Raw genomic sequence first — 15,074 nt, forward strand, 5'->3', positions numbered from 1 at the left:
GACCTCGCAGATCGCCGCGCTGGGCACCACGCAGCTGTCCAACCTGACGACCACGCAGCTGACCGCGCTGACCTCGGCGCAGATCGGCAGCCTGGGCACCAGCAGCCTGAATGCGCTGGGCACCACCCAGTTCACCGCGCTGACGACCAGCCAGATCGCCGCGCTGTCGACCACGCAGGTGGCCAACCTGGAAACCAGTGACCTCTACGCGCTGACCACCAGCCAGATCCGCGGCCTGCAGACGGCCGACCTGGCGGTGCTGGGCACCACGCAGATCGCCGCCTTCGAATCCAGCCAGATCGCCGCGCTGACCACCGGTCAGCTGCGCTCGCTGTCGACCACCGCGGTGGCCGCCATCGAGACCACCGACCTGGCGGCGCTGGGCACCAACCAGGTGGCCGCACTGACCACCGCGCAACTGGCCGCGCTGACGACCACGCAGCTGTCCAACCTGGGCACCACCCAGGTCGGCGCGCTCACCACCGCGCAGGTGGCCAGCCTGGGCACCAGCAGCCTCAACGCGCTGGGCACCACGCAGTTCTCGGCCCTGACCTCCAGCCAGCTCGCCGGGCTGACCACCACGCAAGTGGCCAACCTGGAAACGGCCGACCTGCACGCCCTGGCCACCAGCCAGATCCGCGGCCTGCAGACGGCCGACCTGGCGGTGCTGGGCACCACGCAGATCGCCAGCCTGGAATCGAGCCAGATCGCCGCGCTGACGACGGGCCAAGTGCGCTCGCTGTCCACCACCGCCATCGCCGCCATCGAGACCACCGACCTGGCCGCCATGGGCACCGTGCAGGTGGCGGCGCTGACGACCGCGCAGCTCAATGCCCTGACCACCACACAGATCGCCAGCCTGGCCACCACGCAGGTGTCGGCCTTCGGCACGGCGCAAGTGGCCAGCCTGGGCACCAGCAGCCTGAACGCGCTGGGCACCACGCAGGTGACCTCGCTGACCACCAGCCAGATCGCCGCGCTGACCACCAGCCAGGTGGCCAACCTGGAGACCGCCGACCTCTACGCGCTGACCACCAGCCAGATCCGCGGCCTGCAGACCAATGACCTCGCCGCGCTGGGCACGACCCAGATCGCCGCCTTCGAATCCAGCCAGATCGCCGCGCTGACGACCAGCCAGGTGCGCTCGCTCGGCACCACCGACATCGCCGCCATCGAGACCACCGACCTGGCCGCGATGACCACCGTGCAGGTGGCCGCACTGACCACCGCGCAGATCGCCGCGCTGGGCACCACGCAGCTGTCCAACCTGACGACCACGCAGCTCGTGGCACTGACCTCGGCGCAGGTCGCCAGCCTGGGCACGACCAGCCTGAACGCGCTGGGCACGACGCAGTTCACCGCGTTGACCACCAGCCAGATCGCCGCGCTGACCACCGCCCAGGTGGCCAACCTCGAAACCAGCGACCTGGTCGCGCTGACCACCACCCAGGTGCGCGGCCTGCAGACCAATGACCTGGCCGTGCTGGGCACGACGCAGATCGCCAGCCTGGGCACCAGCCAGATCGCCGCGCTGACCACCGGCCAGCTGCGCTCGCTGGGCACCACCGCCATCGCCGCCATCGAGACCACCGACCTGGCCGCGATGACCACCGTGCAGATCGCCGCGCTGGCCTCGTCGCAACTGGCCGGTCTGACGACCACGCAGATCGCCAGCCTGTCGACCACGCAGGTGGCCGCGTTCGGCACGGCGCAGATCGCCAGCCTGGGCACGACCAGCCTGAACGCGCTGGGCACGACGCAGGTCACGGCGCTGACCACCAGCCAGATCGCCGCGCTGACCACCACACAGGTCCTCAACCTCGAGACCGCCGACCTCTACGCCCTGGGCACCAGCCAGATCCGCGGCCTGCAGACCAACGACCTCACCGTGCTCGGCACGACGCAGATCGCTGCGCTGGAATCCAGCCAGGTCGCCGCGCTGACCACCGGCCAGGTGCGTGCTCTGGGCACCACCGCCATCGCCGCCATCGAGACCACCGACCTGGCCGCCATGGGCACGGTGCAGATTGCCGCGCTCACGAGCGCACAGCTCGGCGCACTGGGCACCACGCAGGTGTCCAACCTGGGCACGGCGCAGGTGGCCGCCCTCGGCACGGCGCAGGTCGCCGTGCTGGGCACCACCCAGCTCAATGCACTGGGCACCACGCAGTTCACCGCACTGACCACCAGCCAGATCGCCGCGCTGACCACCGCGCAGGCCGCCAACCTGGAGACCAGCGACCTGGTGGCCCTGAGCACGGCGCAGATCCGCGGCCTGCAGACGGCCGACCTTGTGGCACTGGGCACCACCCAGATCGCCAGCCTGGGCACGACCCAGATCGCCGCGCTGACGACCAGCCAGGTGCGCGCGCTGGAGACCACCGACGTGGCCGCCATCGAGACCACCGACCTGGTGGCGCTGACCACCGCGCAGGTGGCGTCGCTGACCTCAGCCCAGCTCAACGCGCTGACGACGACGCAGGTCTCGAACCTGGGCACCTCGCAACTCGTGGCGCTGGGCACCTCGCAGATCGTCAGCCTGGGCACGAGCAACCTCAACGCCCTGGGCACCACCCAGTTCACCGCGCTGACCACCGGCCAGCTCGCCGTGCTGACCACCACGCAGGTGGACAACCTCGAGACGGCCGACCTCTACGCGCTGACCACCAGCCAGATCCGCGGCCTGCAGACCGACAGCGTGGCCGCCCTCGGCACCACGCAGATCGCCAGCCTGGAATCGAGCCAGTTCGCCGCGCTGACCACCGCGCAGGTGCGGGCGCTCGAGACCACCGACGTGGCCGCCATCGAGACCACCGACCTGGTGGCCCTGACCACGGTGCAGGTGGCCGCGCTGGGCACCTCGCAGATCGGCGCGCTGGGCACCACCCAGCTGTCCAACCTGACGACCACCCAGCTCGTGGCCCTGACCACCGGCCAGGTGGCCAGCCTGGGCACCAGCAACCTCAACGCCCTGGGCACGACGCAGATCGCGGCGCTGACCACGGCGCAGATCGCGGCGCTGACCACCTCGCAGATCGCCAACCTCGAGACCACCGACCTGTCCACGCTCACCAGCGCCCAGGTCCGTGCGATCCAGACGGCCGACCTGATGGCGCTGGGCACCACGCAGATCCAGTCGCTGACCACCGCGCAGGTGAGCTCGCTCACCAGCTCGCAGATCCGCGCGCTCGAGACCACCGACGTGGCCGCGATCGAGACCACCGACCTGGTGGCCCTGACCACGGCGCAGATGGTGGCCCTGACCTCGGTGCAGCTGGCCGCGCTGGACACGACGCAGATCTCGAGCCTGGGCACCACCCAGCTCACGGCGCTGACCACCGCGCAGGTGGCCACGCTGGGCACCAGCAGCCTGGTGGCGCTGACGACGACGCAGATCAGCGCGTTGACGACGGCCCAGATCGCCTCGCTGACGACCACGCAGTTCTCCAGCATCGAGACCGCCGACATCGTGGCCCTGACCACCGCCCAGGTGCACGCGCTGACGACCAACGAGATCGTCGCGCTGACCACCGCCCAGGTGGTGGCGCTGGAGACCACCGACATCGCCGCGATGACGATGGAGCAGTACGGCGCCTTCCAGTCGTCCGACATCGCGGTGATGTCGACCTCGCAGATCAACGCGCTGTTCAGCGTGACGCCGATCGTGCTCGACCTGGACGGCCATGGCATCCAGACCCTGTCGGCCGCCGACGGCGTGCGCTTCGACCTGGCCGCCACCGGCCAGGCCCACCAGGTGGGCTGGGTCGCCGGCAACGACGGCCTGCTGGTGATGGACCGCAATGGCAACGGCACCATCGACGACGGCCGCGAACTCTTCGGCATGGCCACGCCCGATGCCAACGGCCACCGGTCCGGCAACGGCTACGCCGCGATGGCCGGCGAGGACAGCAACCGCGACGGCCTGCTCAGTGCCGCCGACGCGCGCTTCGCCGACCTGAAGCTGTGGGTCGACGCCGACCACGACGGCCAGACCGACGCCGGCGAACTGAAGGGCCTGGCCGAGCACGGCATCGTCTCGCTCGACCTGAATGCCGTCGCCGGCACCCAGGTCGACCACGGCAACCTGATCGGCCTGGTCTCCGGCTACACCACCGCCGACGGCCAGCAGCACGAGATGGCCGACGTGTGGTTCAGCCGCGCCGCACCGCCGGCAGAGGCTGCGCCGCCGGCCCTGGGCGAACTGCTCTCGGCCCCGGCCGCCGAACTGCCCGCCCTGGCCGAACCGCCGGCCGCAGCCAGCGCCCCGCCGACGCCGCCGCCGATCGAGCACGTGCTGCCGGTGATGCCGTACCGGCGGCCGGACGACGACGAGCACCGACAGCTGCCGCTGCTCTGACGCGCCAGCCGACCCGGCCCCGCGACGGCCGGACCCTCGCCTGACCCTTTGGGTCGGGCGGCGGTCCGGCCGTCGCCATTGGGGCGGCCCAAGGCGCAGAACTGCCGGGTGCCGGCCCGCTTCATCGGCGCTTCGGGCCAGTGCCTGCACGGCGAACATGGCGACAGAGCAGGTCCGGCCCGCCGCCCGTCGGGGTGACGTGCCGCGGCACTGCGCGACCCTGGAGCCCGCATGCCCGCCTCACCCACCCCGCCGCTGCCCGTGCCGGCCGCGCCCGACGCCCTGCAGCGTGCGCTGCTGGCCAGCTGCCGCGACGTGTTCGAGCGCTACGTGGCCGGCGAGCGGCAGGCCCTGGCCCAGGTGGGCATGGCAGCCCATGGCACGGCCCACCATGAGGCCCGGCTCGACCACCTGGCCATCCGCGCCCAGCGCGCCCTGCACGCGATGCGCCAGTGGCAGCGCCACGGCCGCGCGCTGTACGTCGGCCGCTACCTGCATTCCGGCGACATCGCCGCGCACTTCGCGCCGCGCTTCCCGGTGCACGCGCTCGACCTGCAGCAGGTGCCCGACGAGGCCGACTTCGGGGCGCTGTGCGAGCGCCTGCGCGGCGCCGCGGTCATCGTCAACAACAACGACCTGGGCCACCTGCAGCTGCTGCAGCGCCTGTACCTGAGCTGCCCCGACACGCTGTTCATCGCCTGCCTGTACGACAACCACCACACGCTCGAGCTCAGCGCCACCATCAGCCTGTGCGCCGACCTGGTGTTCCCGGCGCACTTCGACTACCTGGCGGTGCTCAACCGCTACTGCCCCTTCGTCTGCGGGCCGCTGCCCGCGTCGACCATGCAGTGGTCACGCGCCGACGCGCAGCGGCTCGAGCCGCTGCTGTACACCACCGAGCGCACGGTGGCGCTGTCCGGCGGCTTCACGCACTACCCGCAGTTCCCGTTCCGCAACGGCATCGTGCGCCGCGTGATGGCGCAGCCCGTGGGCGCGTCGCTGGAGCTGCCCGGCCAGGGCGGCGGCGACCACCACACCCGCCGCAGCGCCGACGACAACTGGCGCGTCTGGGCGCAGTCGAAGGTGAACCTGATGGTGCCGACGATGACCGACCTGCCGCACCGCTTCTTCGACGCGCTGCTCACCGGCAACGTGGTGCTGGCGCCGCGCTGGATCCAGCCCTTCTTCGCGCAGTTCGACTTCTCGGCCTTCGAGCGGCCGCCGGTGGTGTGGTTCGACCACGCCGACCTGCCCGACATGGCCCCTCGCGTGGCCGAGGCCGTGGCGCTGTTCGACGCCGAAGGCCACGCCGGCATCGCCATGCGCCACCGCTGGGTGCGCGACCACCACCTGCTCGAGCACCGGCTCGAGCGCATGCTCGACGAGGCGCAGGCGCTGGTGCGCGGCCGCGCGGCGACGGGCCCGTCCACCGAACTCATCGCAGGAGTTGCCGCATGAAAGCCGTCATCCTGGCCGGGGGCCTGGGCACCCGCATCAGCGAGGAGACCTCGCTCAAGCCCAAGCCCATGGTCACCATCGGCGGCAAGCCGATCCTGTGGCACATCATGAAGGGCTACTCGGCCCACGGCGTCAACGACTTCGTGATCTGCTGCGGCTACAAGGGCTACCTGATCAAGGAGTACTTCTCCAACTACTTCCTGCACACGTCGGACGTCACCTTCGACATGCAGCGCAACCAGATGGAGGTGCACTGCCGCCACGCCGAGCCCTGGCGCGTGACACTGGTCGACACCGGCGACGAGACGCTCACCGGTGGCCGCCTGAAGCGCGTGCGCCAGTACGTCGACGAGGAGCACGCCTTCTGCTTCACCTACGGCGACGGCGTCAGCAACGTCGACATCGGCGCGCTGATCCAGTTCCACCACCGCCACGGCAAGCAGGCCACGCTCACCGCCATCCAGCCGCCCGGCCGCTTCGGCGTGCTCGACCTGCAGGGCGAGCGCATCGCCGGCTTCAAGGAGAAGCCGCAGGGCGACGGCGCCTGGATCAACGGCGGCTTCTTCGTGCTGTCGCCGCAGGTCATCGACACCATCGACGGCGACCACACCACCTGGGAGAAGGAACCGATGGAACGCCTGGCGCGCGACGGCCAGTTGCAGGCCTATGTGCACGACGGCTTCTGGCAGCCGATGGACACGCTGCGCGACCGCAACCTGCTGGAGGACCTCTGGCGCAGCGGCACCGCCCCGTGGAGGCAATGGTGAGCGCGGCCCGCGAGGCCGCGCCGCCGGCGGCACCCGGCGCCGGGGCGCCGCACACCGCCTTCGGCGGCGCCTTCGCCGGCAAGCGGGTGCTCATCACCGGCCACACCGGCTTCAAGGGCGCGTGGCTCGGCGCCTGGCTGCGCCGGCTGGGCGCTCATGTCTCGGGCTATGCCATCGACGTGCCGACCACGCCCTCGCTGTTCGACACGCTGGGCGGTGGGGCCTCGATCGACCACCACCTGGGCGACGTGCGCGACGCGGCGGCCGTCGAGCGGGTGCTGCGGCGCGTGCGGCCCGACTATGTCTTCCACCTGGCCGCGCAGGCCATCGTGTCGACCTCGTACGACGACCCGCTGGCCACGCTGTCGACCAACGTGATGGGCACGGCCACCGTGCTCGACGCGCTGCGCCGCATCGGCCACCGCTGCACCGCCGTGGTCATCACCTCCGACAAGTGCTACGAGAACGTCGAGTGGGTGTACGGCTACCGCGAGACCGACGCGATGGGCGGCAAGGACATCTACAGCGCCAGCAAGGGTGCCGCCGAGCATGTGTTCCACGCCTTCCAGCGCTCGTTCTTCGCCGATGTCGATGGCCCGGTGCGGCTGGCCAGCGCCCGCGCCGGCAACGTCATCGGCGGCGGCGACTGGGCGCGCGACCGCATCGTCGTCGACTGCATGGTGCAGTGGGCCGAGGGCCGACCGGTGGAAATCCGCAGCCCGCGCGCCACCCGCCCCTGGCAGCACGTGCTGGAGCCGCTGTCGGGCTACCTGGCGCTGGCCGCGCGGCTGCAGGGCGACCCCGCGCTGCACGGCGAATCCTTCAACTTCGGCCCCAACGCCGAGCAGAACCGCAGCGTGCTCGAACTGCTGCAGGACCTGGGCCGCTGCTGGGGCCATGACGACCCGTCGTCGCTCTATACCGTCACCGAGGACCGGCCGTTCAACGAGGCCGGGCTGCTCAAGCTCAACTGCGACAAGGCGCTGGCCCAGTTGCGCTGGCAGGCCACGCTGCGCTACGACGAGTGCGTGCGACTGGTTGGCGATTGGTACCACGCCTACTACCGCGGCCCGCGCGGCACCGACATGGCCGCGCTCACCGCGCAGCACATCGCGCGCTACGAGGCGCTGGCCGCCGAGCGCGGGCTGGCCTGGGCCGCGCGATGAGTTCCCTGCCCGTGGCCGGCACCCTGCCCGCGGGCGTCGTGCTCACGCCGCTGCGCCGCATCGCCCACCCGCTGGGCGACGTGGTGCACGGCATGAAGGCCGGCGACGACGGCTTCGCCGGCTTCGGCGAGGCCTACTTCAGCCACGTGCTCGGCGGCGCAACCAAGGGCTGGAAGCGCCACCGCCGCATGGTGCTGAACCTGCTGGTGCCCGCCGGCACGGTCGATTTCCACCTGCACGACGAGGCCGGCGGCCACGGCGCCACCGTGCGCATCGACGCGCAGTCACCGGCCCGCCTGACCGTGCCGCCGGGCCTGTGGATGGCCTTCTCGGCCGTCGGCGGTGCGCCGGCCCTGGTGCTGAACCTGGCCAGCCTGCCGCACGACCCGGCCGAGGCCGACACGGCGCCGCTCGAGCGCTTCGCGCGCGTGCCCTGGGAGATGCCATGAAGATCTGGCTCACCGGCGCCAACGGCCTGCTGGGCACCGCCGTGCGCGAGGCCGCACTGAAGGCCGGCCACGACTGCGTGCCGCTGTCGCGCGACGGACTGCTGGTGCCCGGCGCCCCGCTGCCGCTGGCCCCCGGCGACGTGCTGGTGCACGCCGCCGCCAACACCGACGTCGAGGCCTGCGAGCGCGAGCCCGCCGCCTGCTGGCGCGACAACGTGCTGCTGAGCGAGGCGCTGGCCCGCCGCGTGGCCCTGGTCGACGCCCGCATGGCCTACATCTCCAGCACCGGGGTCTACGGCAGCGCCAAGGCGACGCCCTGGCACGAATTCGACGCGGCCGACCCGGCCACGGTGCACCACCGCAGCAAGCTGCTGGCCGAAAGCGCCGTGATGCGGCACTGCCCCGACGCGCTGATCGTGCGCACCGGCTGGCTCTACGGCGGCCGCGCCGACAACGCGAAGAACTTCGTCGCCCGCCGCATCGACGAGGCGCGCGCCGCCACCGGCGGGCGCATCGCCTCCAACCCGCGGCAGCGCGGCAACCCCAGCGCCGCCACCGACGTGGCCGAGCGGCTGCTGCTGTTGCTGGCGGCGCGGCACACCGGCGTGTTCAACACGGTGGCCCGCGGCCACGCCAGCCGGCTGGAGTATGTGGCCGAGATCGTGCGCCTGGCCGGCCTGCCGGTGGCGGTGGAGCCGGTCGACCCGTCCCACTTCAAGCGCCTGGCGCCGGTGTCCGACAACGAGATGGCCGACAACCTGCGCTCGCGCCTGCTCGGCCTGCCCGAGATGCCCGACTGGCGCGACAGCCTGGCGCGCTACGTCGCCACGCTGCCGAGCTGAGCGCGGCCCGCCCGATGGCCGACGAACCGATCGACGTGATGGTGCTGGGCGGCGGCATCGCCGGCCTGGGCGCCGCCTGGCGCGCGCGAGAGCTGGGCCGCAGCGCGGTGGTGTACGAGGCCCGCGAACGCGCCGGCGGCCTGCTCGACCACTTCACGGTGGACGGCTTCCGCTTCGACCAGGCGGTGCACCTGAGCTTCGCCACCGAGCCGCGGGTGCGCGAGCTGTTCGACCGCACGCCGCACCACACCCACCCGTCCGATTCGCGCTGCTTCGAGACCGACCGCTGGCTCAAGCACCCGGTGCAGAACAACCTGTTCCCGCTGGCCGCGGCCGACAAGGTGGCGCTGCTGAAATCCTTCCTGGCGCGCCCCGACGCACCGGCCGGCGACGACTACGAGTCCTGGCTGCGCCACCAGTACGGCGACGCCATCGCCGAGCGCTACCCGCTGCGCTACACCCGCAAGTACTGGGACACGCCGGCCGCACAGCTGTCCACCGCCTGGGTGGGCAACCGCATGCGCCGCGCCGAGCTCGACGAGGTGCTGCTGGGCCTGGTCACCGACGAGACGCCCAACACCTACTACACGAAGGAGATGCGGTACCCCAAGGCAGGCGGCTTCCGCGCCTTCATCGACCCGCTGATCGCCGACACCGAGCTGCGCACTGGCCACCGCGTCACCGCCATCGACACGGCGGCACGCACCGTGTGCTTCAACGGCGGCGCGCCGGTGGCCTACCGGCAGCTCGTCTCCAGCCTGCCTCTGCCGCTGCTGGCCACGCTGTGCACCGACATGCCCGCACCGGTGCGGGCCCATGCCCGGCAACTGGTGGCCACCTCGATCGATCTGGTGTCGGTGGGTTTCGACAAGCCGCTGGTCTCCGACCTGTGGTTCTACCTCTACGACGAATCCATCTGGGCCAGCCGCGGCTACTCGCCGTCGGTGAAGTCGCCCGACGCCGCACCGCCTGGCTGCAGTTCGCTGCAGTTCGAGGCCTACAGCCGCGGCCTGCTGTCGCGCTTCGAGCCCGAGGCGCTGAAGGCCAACACCGTGCAGGCACTGCGCACGCTGGGCATCGCCCGGCCCGAGGACATCGTCGTGCTGCACCACTGCCGGCTGCCCTGGGGCAACGTCGTGTTCGACCAGGGCATGGAAACCCACCGCGACGCCGTGCGCGGCTGGCTGGCCGACCAGGGCGTGCGCACCTGCGGCCGCTTCGGCGAGTGGGACTACCTGTGGAGCCACCAGAGCCTGCTCAGCGGCTGGAACGCGCTGTAGTCCACGGCGGAACAAGGGCCCAAGGGGGGCGCTTTTCCGGCGTCGCCGGCCGCCGCACCCGCCCTAGACTGGCCCGATGAGCCCCCCGACCGCCCCTGCCCTGGCGCTGGAGCCCGCCGCGCCGCCGGTGCACCTGTTCCAGATCGCCTACTCGCCGGCCACGCTGGCGGCCATCGAGCCCGGCTACCGCGTGCTCGACAACCTGGCCAACGCCCGGCCCGACTGGTACGAGTACTGGCCGATCCGCCGCTGGCTGCTCGATCAGCCGATGGCCGAGGACGCGTTCTACGGCTTCTTCTCGCCCAAGTTCGGCGCCAAGACCAGCCTGACGCACGCCGACGTCACCGCCTTCGTGCAGCAGCAGGCGCCGCAGGCCGACGTGGTGCTGTTCTCGCCGCAGCCCGACATGGGGGCCTTCTTCCTCAACGTGTTCGAGCAGGGCGAGACCTTCGACCCCGGCCTGATCGACGCCTATGGCGAGTTCCTCGAATCGGTCGGCCGGCCGGCGCCGCTGCGCAACCTGGTGATGGACTCGCGGCAGACCGTGTTCTCCAACTACTTCGTCGCCCGGCCCGCCTTCTGGCGCGAGTGGCTGCTGCTCAACGAAGGGCTGTTCGCGGCCTGCGAGTACGGCCCCTCGCCGCTGCGCGAGCGGCTGTGCACGGAAACCACCTATGCCCCCGGCGCGCAGCGCAAGGTGTTCCTGCAGGAGCGCGCCGCCTCGCTGCTGCTCACCGTGCAGCCGCAGTGGCGCAGCGTGGCCTACAACCCCTACGGCTTCGGCTGGTCGATGTCGCGCTTCCGCGAGCACCCGACCGAGGCCTTCATCAGCGACGCGCTGAAGATGGCCTTCCGCGACCAGCACTACCCGCAGTTCCTGCAGGCCTTTGCCACCGTGCGCGAGCGTTTTCGCGCCGGCGCGGGCTGAGCGGCAGGCCGCCCCCCGACGAGGACACCGCATGAGCACCCCCCAGCCAACCGCCTTCGCCATCGCCGGCCGCCGCATCGGCCCGCAGGACGCGCCCTACTGCATCGCCGAGGTGGGCATCAACCACAACGGCGAACTCGACCGGGCGCTGCGCATGATCGACGCCGCCCGCGAGGCCGGCGCCGATGCGGTGAAGTTCCAGACCTTCCGCGCCGAGGAGTTCTGCGGCGACCCCCGGCAGACCTTCACCTACCAGTCGCAGGGCAAGTCGGTCACCGAGTCGATGCTGGCGATGTTCAGCCGCTACGAGTTCACGGCGGCCCAGTGGCGCACGATCCAGGCCCATTGCGCGCGCGCCGGCATCACCTTCTTCTCGACGCCGCAGAACCGCAGCGACCTCGACCTGCTGCTCACCCTGGGCGTGCCGGCCATCAAGATCGGCTCGGACGACTTCACCAACCTGCCGCTGATCGCCAGCTACGCCGCCGCCGGCCTGCCGATGATCCTGTCGTGCGGCATGGCCGACCTGGCCGAGGTGCACCGCGCCATCGACACCGCCGGCTGGTACGCCGGCCGGCCGGTGGCGCTGCTGCTGTGCACCTCGCAGTACCCCACGCCGGCCAAGGACGTGAACCTGGCCAAGCTGGCCACGCTGCGCCAGGCGTTTCCGGGCCTGCTGGTCGGCTTCTCCGACCACACCCAGGGCACGCTGGCCGCCAGCCTGGCCGTGGCCATGGGCGCGCGCGTGTTCGAGAAACACTTCACCCTCGACAAGGGCCTGCCCGGCCCCGACCACTGGTTCTCGGAGGAGCCCACGGGCCTGGCCGCCTGGATCGACGGCATCCGCACCGCCGACACGATGATGGGCTCGCCCTTCGTGCGGCCCACCCAGGCCGAAACCGACATGCGCACGCTGGCCCGCCGCAGCGTCGTCACGCTGCGCGACGTGGCCGAAGGCGAGCCGCTGCACATCGACAACATCGGCCTTCGCCGGCCCGGCAACGGCCTGCCGCCCGAGATGCTGGCCAGCGTGCTGGGCATGACCACCAACCGCGCCCTGCGCCGTGGCACCACGCTCAGCCTGAAGGACCTGCGAGGATGATCGTCTCCGCACACCAGCCCGCCTACCTGCCCTGGCTGGGCTACTTCGACAAGATCGCCGCGGCCGACGTGTTCGTCTTCCTCGACACGGTGCAGTTCGAGAAGAACAGCTTCATCAACCGCAACCGCATCAAGACGGCCCAGGGCCCGCAGTGGCTCACCGTGCCGGTGCAGACGCGCGGCCACCTCGACGGCAGCCTGCGCGACACGCTGATCGACGATCGCCAGCCCTGGCGCGGCAAGCACCTCAAGTCGATCGCGATGAACTACGCGCGGGCACCGCACTTCGACGCCGGCTTCGAGGCCGTGGCGGCCCTGATCGACGAGCCGCTGGACGCCCCGCAGCACCACCTGGCCGAGCTGTGCTGGCAGCAGCTGCAGTTCTGGCTGGCCGCGCTGCGCATCGACACCCGCGTGGTGCGCCTGTCCGAGCTGGGCATCGACAGCCGCAAGTCAGACCTGGTGCTCGACCTGTGCCTGGCCACCGGCGCCGAGCGTTACCTGTCGGGTGCGCTGGGCCGCGACTACCTGGAGGTCGAGCGCTTCCACGCCGCCGGCGTGGACGTCGAGTTCCAGGATTACGACCACCCGGTCTACCCGCAATGCTGGGGCGCCTTCGCGCCGGCGATGAGCGTGGTGGACGCCTGGCTCAACTGCGGTGCCGACGCCACCGCCGACCTGCTGCAGGTGTGCGCCCATGCCTGAGCGCATCCTGGTCATCGCCGCGCACGCCGACGACGAGGCGCTGGGCTGCGGCGGCACCATCGCCCGCCACCTGGCCCAGGGCGACACGGTGCACCTGGTCTTCATGGCCGACGGCGTGGGCTCGCGCCGCGGCGACGACCTGGCCGCCGAGCGCCACGCCCGCGACACGGCGCGCGACCGCGCCCTGGCGGCGCTGGGCGTGGCCTCGTGGGTGTCGTTCGGCCTGGCCGACAACCAGATGGACGCGCTGCCTCTGCTCGACGTGGTGCAGCCGCTGGAACGCGCGATCGCCGCGTTCGACCCGCACGTGGTCTACAGCCACCACGCGGGCGACCTCAACATCGACCACCGCATCACGCATCAGGCGGTGATGACGGCCTGCCGGCCGCTGCCGGGCCGCACGCTGCGCGAGATCCTGGCCTTCGAGGTGCCGTCCAGCACCGAGTGGGCCCCGGCCGGCCTGCCGCCCTTCGTGCCCGACGTGTTCGTCGACATCACGGCCACCTGGCCCGCCAAGCGGGCCGCGCTGGACGCCTACGCCGACGAGCTGCGCCCCGCGCCGCACGCCCGCAGCCTGCCCGCCATCGAGGCGCTGGCCACCTGGCGCGGCCACAGCGTGGGCCTGGCCAAGGCCGAGGCCTTCATGCTCCAGCGCCGCATCGTGCGCTGAGCCAACCTGTTCGAAAGTCCCCCGTCATGCTCGCCACCGCCCCCGTCCGCAGTTCCAACCCCGACCACGGCATCGTGTCCAGCCCAGGCGGCGAACCCGCCGGCCACGCCACCAGCCCATCCGCCACCGCCGGCTTCAGCCACGAGTGGGAAGAGCGCTACCGCGAGAGCACCCACCTGAGCATCTGGCCGTGGAGCGACCTGGTCTCGCTCACCCACCGCCACGCCAGCCCGAAGGCGGGCTTCCGCCGCGTGCTCGAACTGGGCTGCGGCGCCGGAGCCAACATCCCGTTCTACCTGGCGCTGGGCTGCGAATACCACGCCATCGAGGGCAGCCTGTCGATCGTGCGCACGCTGCGCGGCAGCTTCCCCGACATCGCCAGCCAACTGCTGTGCGGCGACTTCACCTTCGCCCTGCCGCAGACCGATGCCAGCATCGACCTGGTGGTCGACCGCGCCAGCATCACCCACAACGACACGCTGTCGGTGAAGGCCGCGCTGCGCCACGCCGCGCGCGTGCTGCGCCCCGGCGGCAAGTTCATCGGCGTGGACTGGTTCTCCACCGAGCACGAGGATTCGCAGCGCGGCACCGCCGTCGACGCCCACACCCGGCGCGACATCGACAGCCGCAACTTCGGCGGCGTCGGCCAGGTGCACTTCTCCGACGAGGCGCACCTGCTGTCGCTGTTCTCGGCCGCCGGCTTCGAGATCGAGGTGCTGCAGCACAAGGTGCACGACCACCGCATCGGCGGCCACGGCGCGCACTTCGCGTCCTGGAACCTGGTGGCCGTGAAGGGCTGAGCCGGCCTCGGGGGCGGCCCGCTGGCCGGGACGCGGCCGCGGCATCGAACGCCCGGTGCAGCCCCGTCAGGGCCGGACCACCAGGCAGATGCCGTGACACTCGCCGGCCGCGATCAGGCCCACCGAGGCCGCAAGTCGCCGCGAGGCGGCGTTGTCGGACTTGATCTCGGCGCGGATCGCGCCCGGGGTCGCCGCCAACACTTCGGCCAGCAGGCGCCGGCCGACACCACGACCACGCGCGGCCTCGTCGACGAACCACGACAGCTGGTGGCCGCCCGGTTCGCGTTCCAGCCGGGCCATCGCCACCGGTTGGCCGTCGAGCTCGGCGATGAAGATCTGCCGCTCCGGGTCGCGCAGCGCGCGGGCGAACCATTGCATGTGCACGGCCGCATCGACCAGGTCCTGCTGGTGGCTGGCCTGCCGGGCCGCCGGATCGTTGCGCCACCGCAGCAGCAGCGCCTCGTCGCGCGGCTCCGCCAGGCGCAGCCGCCAGGCCGGCGCAGGCGCCGACCGGCCGTGACGGGTGGTGATCATCGGCCGCTGATGTGGCA

13 protein-coding genes are annotated in these 15,074 nt (G+C 71.7%); 12 read left to right on the top strand and 1 reads right to left on the bottom strand.

Annotation, left to right across the window (positions count from 1 at the left end; all coding sequences use genetic code 11):
* From EOINJALH_RS31865 to EOINJALH_RS15890, 12 genes are all read left to right on the top strand, one after another.
* A partial coding sequence (locus tag EOINJALH_RS31865; protein WP_088281738.1) for a heme utilization protein occupies window positions 1–4,357 on the top strand: 4,357 nt, incomplete at its 5' end.
* A gap of 231 nt (window positions 4,358–4,588) precedes the next feature.
* Window positions 4,589–5,815, top strand: a complete 1,227-nt coding sequence (locus EOINJALH_RS15840; protein ID WP_088281740.1) for a hypothetical protein — start codon at window positions 4,589–4,591, stop codon at window positions 5,813–5,815.
* Entirely contained in the window at window positions 5,812–6,582 is a 771-nt protein-coding gene (gene rfbF / locus EOINJALH_RS15845; RefSeq protein WP_088281742.1) for a glucose-1-phosphate cytidylyltransferase, read from the top strand. Before EOINJALH_RS15840 ends, rfbF begins: the two co-directional genes overlap by 4 nt.
* On the top strand, window positions 6,579–7,748 hold the full coding sequence (rfbG, locus tag EOINJALH_RS15850; protein WP_234413877.1) for a CDP-glucose 4,6-dehydratase: 1,170 nt from the start codon (window positions 6,579–6,581) through the stop codon (window positions 7,746–7,748). Before rfbF ends, rfbG begins: the two co-directional genes overlap by 4 nt.
* Window positions 7,745–8,197 (top strand): dTDP-4-dehydrorhamnose 3,5-epimerase, encoded by a 453-nt coding sequence (locus tag EOINJALH_RS15855; protein ID WP_088281746.1) that lies wholly within the window; start codon window positions 7,745–7,747, stop codon window positions 8,195–8,197. Before rfbG ends, EOINJALH_RS15855 begins: the two co-directional genes overlap by 4 nt.
* A complete protein-coding gene (locus EOINJALH_RS15860) occupies window positions 8,194–9,039 on the top strand; it encodes a sugar nucleotide-binding protein (protein WP_088281748.1) in 846 nt (281 codons plus the stop codon). Before EOINJALH_RS15855 ends, EOINJALH_RS15860 begins: the two co-directional genes overlap by 4 nt.
* Window positions 9,040–9,053: 14 nt before the next feature.
* Window positions 9,054–10,319 (top strand): NAD(P)/FAD-dependent oxidoreductase, encoded by a 1,266-nt coding sequence (locus EOINJALH_RS15865; RefSeq protein ID WP_088281750.1) that lies wholly within the window; start codon window positions 9,054–9,056, stop codon window positions 10,317–10,319.
* 76 nt (window positions 10,320–10,395) lie between these two features.
* Window positions 10,396–11,247 (top strand): hypothetical protein, encoded by an 852-nt coding sequence (locus EOINJALH_RS15870; protein WP_088281752.1) that lies wholly within the window; start codon window positions 10,396–10,398, stop codon window positions 11,245–11,247.
* Between the two features lie 31 nt (window positions 11,248–11,278).
* Window positions 11,279–12,349, top strand: coding sequence for an N-acetylneuraminate synthase family protein (locus EOINJALH_RS15875; RefSeq protein ID WP_088281754.1), 1,071 nt, complete (start codon window positions 11,279–11,281; stop codon window positions 12,347–12,349).
* Window positions 12,346–13,053, top strand: a complete 708-nt coding sequence (locus tag EOINJALH_RS15880; RefSeq protein WP_088281756.1) for a WbqC family protein — start codon at window positions 12,346–12,348, stop codon at window positions 13,051–13,053. The genes EOINJALH_RS15875 and EOINJALH_RS15880 overlap by 4 nt, the downstream gene beginning before the upstream one ends.
* On the top strand, window positions 13,046–13,723 hold the full coding sequence (locus EOINJALH_RS15885) for a PIG-L deacetylase family protein (protein ID WP_088281758.1): 678 nt from the start codon (window positions 13,046–13,048) through the stop codon (window positions 13,721–13,723). The genes EOINJALH_RS15880 and EOINJALH_RS15885 overlap by 8 nt, the downstream gene beginning before the upstream one ends.
* Window positions 13,724–13,749: 26 nt before the next feature.
* Window positions 13,750–14,523 carry a class I SAM-dependent methyltransferase gene (locus tag EOINJALH_RS15890; protein ID WP_088281760.1) on the top strand — a complete coding sequence of 258 codons (774 nt, stop codon included), beginning with the start codon at window positions 13,750–13,752 and terminating at the stop codon, window positions 14,521–14,523.
* A 66-nt stretch (window positions 14,524–14,589) separates the two neighbouring features.
* On the opposite strand, the gene EOINJALH_RS15895 is transcribed toward EOINJALH_RS15890, so the two are convergent.
* Window positions 14,590–15,057: a GNAT family N-acetyltransferase gene (locus tag EOINJALH_RS15895; RefSeq protein ID WP_158219785.1), complete on the bottom strand. Its 468-nt coding sequence runs from the start codon at window positions 15,055–15,057 to the stop codon at window positions 14,590–14,592.
* Window positions 15,058–15,074 lie beyond the last annotated feature (17 nt).

It is taken from the genome of Ideonella sp. A 288 (assembly GCF_002198735.1).
Taxonomy (GTDB): Bacteria; Pseudomonadota; Gammaproteobacteria; order Burkholderiales; family Burkholderiaceae_C; genus Pseudaquabacterium.